Here is an 8,106-nt window from a genome sequence, read left to right as displayed (position 1 = left end):
CCGCGTGCCCACCTTCACGGGGGAAGGCCCCCGTTCTCTCATGCCCGCGACCGCACCCGAACCTCCGTCCAGATGATCACCCGTTGCCGCTCGAACAAGATCCGGTTTGCCACAACGCACTCAGCCCCTTCGTCGCTGTCGAGCCAGGGCCCGGCGGCGGCTTGCGCGGTGCAGGCCGTGCCGTGCTTGTGGGCTGCTCGCCTGCTGGGTCTGGGGGAGATCGGGCAGCAGGGGTGGGATTGGTCTGCGTGGTTGTCTCCTGATGCGCTGCGGGGCGGCTGCCGTGGTGCGGGTCGTGTCCGGTGGTGCACTCGCCTCGGGCAGTCCTGCTCGGCGGCCCGCCCGTGGAATCGGTCCCTCCGTGATCGTCGAAGGCGACGTCCTGGTGCGCATCTGCACTGGGGGCGGCGGGATCACAGTCCCGGGCAGGTCGACGCGGTGGGGTGCGCGCTGGAGGAATGACCGGCAGCCTGGAGTCGATCGTCGTCTGTCGTCTGTCATCTGTCGCCTGTGGGCTGTCGCCTGTGGGTTGTCGGTTGTCGGTTGTCGGAGGGCGGGGTGCAAGCTCCCGGGCGTTCACGGTTTCGGAGTCTTTGCCGGGTGGCGAGTTGATCTCAGTTGCGCGGCGGGTGTTTCCTGCGAGTCCGGTCCAGGAGCCCGGGAGGGGTTCGTTATGCAGAGTCCGTCGGCAGGCCCAGACGGCGACGTATCGCGGATGCCTCATGACGATGACGGGTTGCATCGTCGTGCGCGCCGTCGGCTTGGGCGAGTGCTGCCAGTTCGTCGTGAGCTTCTGCCTGTCCGCGTCCGTGACTGACGGAGCTGCTCAGCTCGAGGGCCATGCAGGCGTGCTGGTTTGCCAGACTGAGAAGCCGTTGCTCTATCGATCTTGGTGTGCGTGAGTTCGAGGTCGTCGACTCGGTCGGGTGATCTCGCGGCCGGCGGTGCATGCAAGCAGGGCCTCCTGCACAGCTCGTGGGTGTCGAATCCAGCCGAGCAACAGGAGGCCCCTGGTGCTGCAGTTTTCCGTGCCGACGCCCATGGCGTCCAACTCGGTTCCCCTGACGTGTGATTGCCTCGCTCACCGGTTCGGGAATGCCGGGGATCATCCGCACAGGCGGCCGAGGTATCCGTCCGACATGAGCGACGCGGAGTGGGCGGTCGTACGCGATGCGATGCCGGTGCCCGGCTGGCTGGAGGGCCGCGGCGGGCAACCGGAGAGTTATTGCCACCGTCAGATGGTCGACGCGGTGCGCTATCTGGTCGCGGGCGGTATCGCCTGGCGGGCGATGCCCGCGGACTTCCCCGCCTGGGACCGCGTCTACGCCTTCTTCCGACGCTGGCGGGACAAGGGTCTGACGGCAGAGTTCCACGACCGGCTGCGCGAGCGGGTCCGCACGGTCGCGGGCCGGGACCCGGAGCCCACGGCGGGCGTCATCGACGCGCAGTCGGTGAAGGCAGCCGCATCGGTACCGGCTGCGACCAGGGGTTTCGACGGCGGGAAGAAGGTCAACGGCCGCAAGCGACACATCGTGGTGGACACTCTCGGACTGCTGCTGCATGTGATGGTGACCGCGGCCTCGGTCACCGACCGGGAGGCGGGACGGACACTGCTGGCCCGGCTGCACGAACGGAACTGGCATGTCACGCGGGTGTGGGCCGACGGAGGCTACACCGGGCGCCTGGTCGACTTCGCCCGCGACGTCCTGAGCGTCGCGCTGACCGTGGTCAGACGCAGCGACGACACCAGCGGATTCACCGTGCTCCCGAAGAGGTGGCTGGTGGAGCGCACGTTCGCGTGGCTGATGCACTCACGACGGCTGGCCCGCGACTACGAGACGCGCACCGACACCTCGGAGGCGGTGATCCGGTGGTCGATGACCATGGTCATGAGCCGCCGACTCGCGCGACGGGCACGCTGAACAGCCCTGGGCGTTCCTCCGCCAGCCAGCCCCGCGCGGTCAGGCGCTTCGCTTTCGACCGCACCCCTTCCACCTTCGCCGGGACCGGCTCCAGCCCGAGCGACGCGGCGAGTTGCCGACAGTCCATCGAGTGCCCGCCGGCCAGGACGTCCATGATCCGCCGGTAGTCGGGGGCAAGAACCGCCGGAACGAGCCCTTCCCGCCAGAGCGGCACCACCGACCCGGGCACCGCCGCCGTGACCTGCACCTGTCGTTCGTCGGCCACCACCACCGGCGGCACGTCCTCACCCCGGCGGGGCTCCGCCATAACCTCGCTCACCGTCTCACGGGCGATCACGAACCGCTCCCACACAGCCTCCGCCTCCCGCAACTCGGCCTGAAGGGCCTCCACCCGCTGCCGAGCGGCACGTTCACGCTCCTCCAGCAACCCCATCACCGACGGCACCCCGGCACCTCCACCCAAGAGACGACACAACACCCCGTGCCTGCCACCGAAACACCGCACCTACCCCTGACCAGCGGAAATGCACCCTCCACTCTCGGAAAGACAACGGCTTCTGAGGTTTCCGCCGGGGCGGCGCTGCAGAGTGGCCAGCCCGATGTGGGTTTCTGCCTGATTGAGGATGTCTCCCAGTTCGAGGTAGCGGGTCATTGCCTGATCGAAGTGGGTGCGGGCGGCGGGGGCGTCACCCCGGGCCGTGGCGAGGAGGCCGAGGTGACGGTGAGCGGTGGCTGTGCCTCGCGGCTGGCCTGTCTGTTCGTACAGGCGCAGTGAAGCTGTCAGATGCCGGTGTGCGCTGTCGTGGTTGCCTTCCAGCCGTTCGACCCAGCCGAGGTCTGCATGGGCCGCGGCGAGGTCGATGAGAGTTCCGCCGTCCTGGGCGAAGCGGAGTTCGGCCTCACCGTGGGCATGGGCTGACGGCAGGTTGCCCAGCCAGCAGTCGATGTGATGCATCTCGTGGTGGATCTCGGCCTGACCTGTTGGGTTTCCTGCTGCGGCATACAGGGCGAGCGCCTGGTGAAAGCGTCCTCGGGCAGCGGGGTAGTTTCCGGTGCGCATGTCGACGAGGCCGAGGTTTTGGTGCATGCCGGCCTGCCCGAGCAGATCTCCGCTCTCTTCGGTCTGCCGCAGGACCTGGATGTGAAGCTCCACGATCTCGTCGTAGAAGCCGCGGATCCGCTGGTAGTACTCGAGCTGGTAGATCAGTTTCCAGGCGCGCGGGGAGCGCTGTGCGACGCAGCGTCGTGCGACCGCGAGAAGATCAGTGTGCTGCTCGTCCAGCCAGGCTGCAGCGGCCACGTTTGATGCGAAGCGCGGCGCTGGCACGTGGGGTCTGTGGACGTCGCTTTCATCGGGCATCGCGACGTCCTCGGCGCAATACAGTGCCCGGGTGGCGAACGAGGTGGCAAGGTGCACGTAGTGGAAGAGCCGCTCGTCGCACGCAGCTTGCTCCCTGGCTCTGTCGCGGGGGCTCACGGTGTTCTGGGCCGCCGTGCGGACCAGGTCGTGGATGCGATAGCCGGTGCGGCGGTCGGGCAGCAGCAGGCCCCTCTGGTAGAGGTGTGCCAGCACTGGTCGGACGCTGCGCACCGGTTTGCCGGACATGACCGCGGCGACCTCCGGGCTGATCAGCGAGCCCGGGTAGTACGCAGCGCGGCGCAGAACGAGCCGGGCATCCGTCGGAAGGGAACGCAGCAGTTGGTCGCCGGCTGTCACGTCCGGGACAGCCTGGTCGTCACCGGTCAGCAGATCGGTGAGGTCAACGCCTGGATTGGCGGCCTTCAGATCGGCCACCTGACGCACCGTGAGCGGCAGACGGAACGCCGCCGCGATCATCCGGGCGGTGTCGGCATCGGGAGAGCCTGCGCGTTCCAGAATCCGGCTCGCCAGGGTGCACGCCTCGTCCTGCGTCAGCGTGTCCAGCACGACCGCGATGTCGGGATCGAGGCCCGGCAGAGGATGCCGGCTCGTGAGGGCGATGGCGGAGGTCGCAGCGGGCAGTAGCGGCTGGACCTGATCGACCTGGTCCACATCGTCCAGTACGACCAGCAACTTCTTGTTCTCGGTGGCCGAGCGCCAGGTACGGCTCAGGGCGGCCACCCCGGTCAGGTGCGGATCCGGGGACACACCCAGCGCGTTGAGCAGCAGTCGCAGTGCTTGTTCCATGCTCATGCGGGACTCGGCTGCAGCGTACGTGCGCATCTCCAGCCAGAGCTGAGCATCGGGGTAGTCCACGGCCAACTCTCGCACCGCACGCAGCGCGAGTTCTGTCTTGCCCGTTCCGCCGAGGCCCGTGATCGCGATGATCAACGGACCGAGGTTTCCCTCCCTCGCCTCGCAGGAGCGCAGGCGGCGCAGCGGCTCGGTACGACCGGTGAACACCCGCGTCCCCACAGGAGGAGGCAACCCACTGCCGAGGTCTCGGCCGCTTCGGCCGGAGGTGCGGTCCTCACCGGAGTGCCGTTGCGGGGACCTGCCCTCTACGAGGGCACCGACCGCGGGCGTGGCGCTGAGCACGACGAGTATCGCGAACAGCCGCCAGTCGAAGTGCGCGGTGACGACTGTGGTGACCACTTGCGTCACAGACGCGGCGACGGGAACCAGGACCAGGGCGCTCACCTGGCCCATTGCCCGACGCCGCGACCTGTTCATCGCCTTCAGCCCCCTACGTGTGTGCATTGTGCCCAGGAGCGGTCGCAGTCATGGCCTTCGACAGAGATCGGTGAGGCTTGGCCTTCGTGTGCTCGAACTTGTGAGGATGAGGGCGCTTTGCGGTCGCTGCCCACGCGCTGCCCGTGCGGCCTCGTACGCATGTCGGGGTGCAGAAGCCGGTCCCACCTTTCGAGAGCACGCTCCTCATCGAGGCCGCGCAGGTGGCCGATGTGCGCCGGCGTTGGGCGAGTTCGGGCCGGGCGGCCTTGCACGTCCCGGCTGAGCGGCGCTGGGCTGGCCTCGGTGTGGCGGGAGTCGAAGACGTGGTGCGCGACGCCGCGACGCCGCGACGCCGCCGTGCGGCCTGGCCTCCCCTCCACCCGGGCGCCTGGCAAGACCTTCGCGGTACCCGGCGATGACAACCGCTTCCACGTCTGGGTTCCAGTTGCGGTGGCGCGCCCGGAACTTTGGAGGATAGGGGCGAGGCGTGACTGCCAGCCTTCCGTGAAGGGCTGTCAGTTGGCCACCACGACTGGAACCTGAGAGGGGGGTGCAGGCCAAGGCCACCTGGTCGTGTGGCAGGCCGGGGCCTTTTTTGGCGTGTTGTCGGTTATGCGGGTGTCCAGTGGAGGGTGGCGGTGGCGTCGTGGCTGTGGATGCTTTCGAGGTTCTTCGCCGTAACAGTGTGCGGGAGTGCCTTTTCGCGGCAGGTGAGACTTATGTCGCGGATCATGTCTTCGACGAAGGCGGGATGGTCGTAGGCCTGCATGGTCACGGCTCGTTCGTCGGGGCGTTTGATGAGGGGGATGACGGGGGCGGAGCCGGCGCTGCGCAGCAGGTCGACCATGTCATGGACGGGCAGCGGGTAGGGGGTGTCGCCGGAGCCGGTGACGGCGAGGGTGATCTCGCTGCGCTGGTTGTGGGCGCCGTAGTCGGAGATGGCTTTGGAGCAGGGGCACAGGCTGGTCACGTCGGTGGTCACCGCGGTGGTGACGGTGCAGCCGTCCTCGTCGATGCGGCCGGTGACCTTCACGTCGTGGGTCTGCCAGCTTTCCCGTCCGCTGGCCGGGGCGGTGACGCGGGTGGCGAAGGGCAGGGCGAGGGTCAGGGTGAGGGCCGGGGCATCCAGCAGGGCGAGGCCGCGTTTGAGGACGGGCGGCAACTCCTGCGGGGTGAGGGTGGCGACCTCGTCGTGGATGAGGGCGATCATGCGGCTCATGTGGGTGCCGCGGCGGTCGGCCTGGAGGGCGACGGTGACGCTGATGTCGGCGATGCCGTGGTGGCGGGTGTGGCCGTCGTCGAAGGTGAGGGGGTAGCGCAGGCTGCTGATGCCGACTTCGTCGATGGCGATGCCGCGGTGGTCGGGCTCGTTCTGGATGTCGTGCATGCCTATGCGCCTCGGTAGGTGCAGCCGGAGGTGCAGGTCTCCCGCACGGTGATCTGGGACAGGGCGGGAAGATCGCCGATCATCCGGTCCCAGATCCAGCGGGCGAGGTTTTCGCTGGTGGGGTTGTCCAGTCCGTCGATGTCGTTGAGGTAGTAGTGGTCCAGTTGGGCATCGATGGGCTGGAAGGCCTGCTTGATGTCGCCGAAGTCCATCACCCAGCCCTGCTCGGCGTCCACGGGTGCCTCGACGTGCACGCTGACCTTGTAGGAGTGGCCGTGCAGGCGGGCGCACTTGTGTCCCTCGGGCACCCGGGGGAGACGGTGGGCTGCTTCGAAGGCGAACTCGCGGAAGATTTCCATTACTGAATTCCCAGATATTTGTGCGTCTGGAGGGAGAGCATCCAGCGCGGGTTTTTCATGCAGTACTCGACGGCGGCGCGGGTGTGGTCCTCGCGGCGGTCGTCGTCCAGCGGCTGCAGGCGGAAGTGGCGGAAGTCGAGGTGTTCGAACTGGGCCGGGTCGCCGCCGGCCTGGGGGTAGACCAGTTTCAGCTCGTCACCCCGGTCGAGGACCAGGGTGGAGCCGATCTTGGGGCTGACGCACAGCCAGTCGATCCCGGCCGGGGCGGGGCGGGTGCCGTTGGTCTCCACCGCGATCTCGAAGCCGCGCGCGTGGAGCGCTGCGAGGGCGGCCTCGTCGAGTTGCAGGAGGGGTTCTCCGCCGGTGCACACCACGAACCGGTGGGCGCGCTCCGCGCTCGGCCAGGCTGCCTCGACGGCGTCGGCCAGGTCGTCGGCGCTGGTGAAGCGGCCGCCGCCCTCGCCGTCGGTGCCGACGAAGTCGGTGTCGCAGAACTGGCAGATCGCGCGGGCGCGGTCCTGTTCCCGGCCGGTCCACAGGTTGCAGCGCGAGAAGCGGCAGAAGACGGCCGGCCGGCCGGCGTGGGCGCCTTCGCCCTGCAGCGTGTAGAAGATTTCCTTGATCAGGTAGGTCATGCTCAGACGCTCTGGTACCGGACGGGGTCCTTCACGCCGGCCTCGGCGAAGCCCTTGAGCCGCAGCAGGCAGGTGTCGCACCGGCCGCAGGCCCGGCCCTGCTCGTCGGGGTCGTAGCAGGAGGAGGTCAGGGAGTAGTCCACGCCCAGGCGCAGGCCCTCACGGACGATGTCGGCCTTCGACAGCGCGATCAGGGGGGAGTGCAGCGTCATCGTAGAGGTGCCCTCGACGCCCGCCCGGGTGGCCAGGTTGGCCATAGCGGCGAAGGCGTCCATGTACTCGGGGCGGCAGTCGGGGTAGCCGCTGTAGTCCACGGCCGTCACCCCGGTGAAGATGTCGCTGGCGCCGACTGTCTCGGCGAACGCGAGAGCGAACGACAGGAAGATCGTGTTGCGGGCGGGCACGTAGGTGACCGGCACGCCCGCCTCCTCGACGTCGGCGAGGCTGTCGTGCTTGGGCACCTCGATGTCGGAGGTGAGCGCCGAGCCGCCGAAGACGCGCAGGTCGATGTCGGCGATGACGTGCCGGGCCACCCCCTGGGCCCGGGCGACGCGTTCTGCGGCCTCGAGTTCGATGCTGTGCCGCTGGCCGTAGCGGAAGCTCAGCGCGTAGGGAGTGAAGCCCTGGTCCTTGGCGATGGCCAGCACCGTGGTCGAGTCCAGGCCGCCGCTCAGCAACACGATCGCGGGACGGTCCATGCTGTCACTCCCTTGTCTGAAGTCCAGTTGCCCCAGTCGAGGCAGGCGCAGCCTATCGCGCTAACTAGCGGCTACAGTAACCACAACAACAAACGAGTTAACGATGCCAGGGGTCGAGTCGCAGTGAACGAGTTGCCCATCGTGGTCACGTGCACGGACCGCAAGGCCTCACCCCCCGCCCCCCACCTGCACGCCCGCACCCTCCCGGCGGCAGAGGTGGCCGAGCGGGCCGCGGAATGGGCCCGCCGCCTGCGCACCGCACCCGGCACGCGGCGCCTTGAGGACCTGTACCAGGGGGACCAGTGGAGGCGGGCCCTGGCGCTGACCGCCGCAGCCTCCCGTGCAGGCTTCACCCCCCGCCTGTACGTGGCATCCGCAGGCCTGGGCCTGCGGCAAGTCTCCAGCCTTGCGCCCGCCTACGCGGCGACTTTCATGCCCCGACACGCAGATTC

At 68.5% G+C, this 8,106-nt stretch carries 7 protein-coding genes; 1 reads left to right on the top strand and 6 read right to left on the bottom strand.

All coding sequences use genetic code 11. The features are described 5' to 3' along the window. The first annotated feature begins 1,139 nt into the window (after positions 1-1,139). A complete protein-coding gene (locus WN71_RS37175; RefSeq protein ID WP_046584751.1) occupies positions 1,140-1,922 on the top strand; it encodes an IS5 family transposase in 783 nt (260 codons plus the stop codon). On the opposite strand, the gene WN71_RS37170 is transcribed toward WN71_RS37175, so the two are convergent. The 6 genes from WN71_RS37170 to queC all read right to left on the bottom strand — a co-directional run bounded on the left by WN71_RS37170 (position 1,888) and on the right by queC (position 7,654). Next, a complete protein-coding gene (locus tag WN71_RS37170; RefSeq protein ID WP_046584752.1) occupies positions 1,888-2,367 on the bottom strand; it encodes a hypothetical protein in 480 nt (159 codons plus the stop codon). The two genes, WN71_RS37175 and WN71_RS37170, sit on opposite strands and share 35 nt — an antisense overlap. Before the next feature lie 60 nt (positions 2,368-2,427). After that, a complete protein-coding gene (locus WN71_RS37165) occupies positions 2,428-4,542 on the bottom strand; it encodes a tetratricopeptide repeat protein (RefSeq protein ID WP_167382995.1) in 2,115 nt (704 codons plus the stop codon). Positions 4,543-5,185: 643 nt separating this feature from the next. Next, the gene (locus WN71_RS37160) at positions 5,186-5,962 is read right to left on the bottom strand and encodes a GTP cyclohydrolase I FolE2 (protein WP_046584754.1); all 777 of its coding nucleotides are present in this window, start codon (positions 5,960-5,962) and stop codon (positions 5,186-5,188) included. Positions 5,963-5,964: 2 nt separating this feature from the next. After that, a complete protein-coding gene (gene queD, locus WN71_RS37155) occupies positions 5,965-6,321 on the bottom strand; it encodes a 6-carboxytetrahydropterin synthase QueD (protein ID WP_046584755.1) in 357 nt (118 codons plus the stop codon). After that, positions 6,321-6,956 carry a 7-carboxy-7-deazaguanine synthase gene (gene queE, locus WN71_RS37150; RefSeq protein WP_046584756.1) on the bottom strand — a complete coding sequence of 212 codons (636 nt, stop codon included), beginning with the start codon at positions 6,954-6,956 and terminating at the stop codon, positions 6,321-6,323. Before queE ends, queD begins: the two co-directional genes overlap by 1 nt. Positions 6,957-6,958: 2 nt before the next feature. Next, the gene (gene queC / locus WN71_RS37145; protein ID WP_046584757.1) at positions 6,959-7,654 is read right to left on the bottom strand and encodes a 7-cyano-7-deazaguanine synthase QueC; all 696 of its coding nucleotides are present in this window, start codon (positions 7,652-7,654) and stop codon (positions 6,959-6,961) included. Positions 7,655-8,106: the final 452 nt, after the last annotated feature.

Origin of the sequence: Streptomyces mangrovisoli, assembly GCF_000974985.2 — a bacterium.
Classification (GTDB): domain Bacteria; phylum Actinomycetota; class Actinomycetes; order Streptomycetales; family Streptomycetaceae; genus Streptomyces; species Streptomyces mangrovisoli.
The sequence above is the reverse complement of the archived record's forward strand: the minus strand, read 5'-3'. Positions and strand labels throughout refer to the sequence as shown.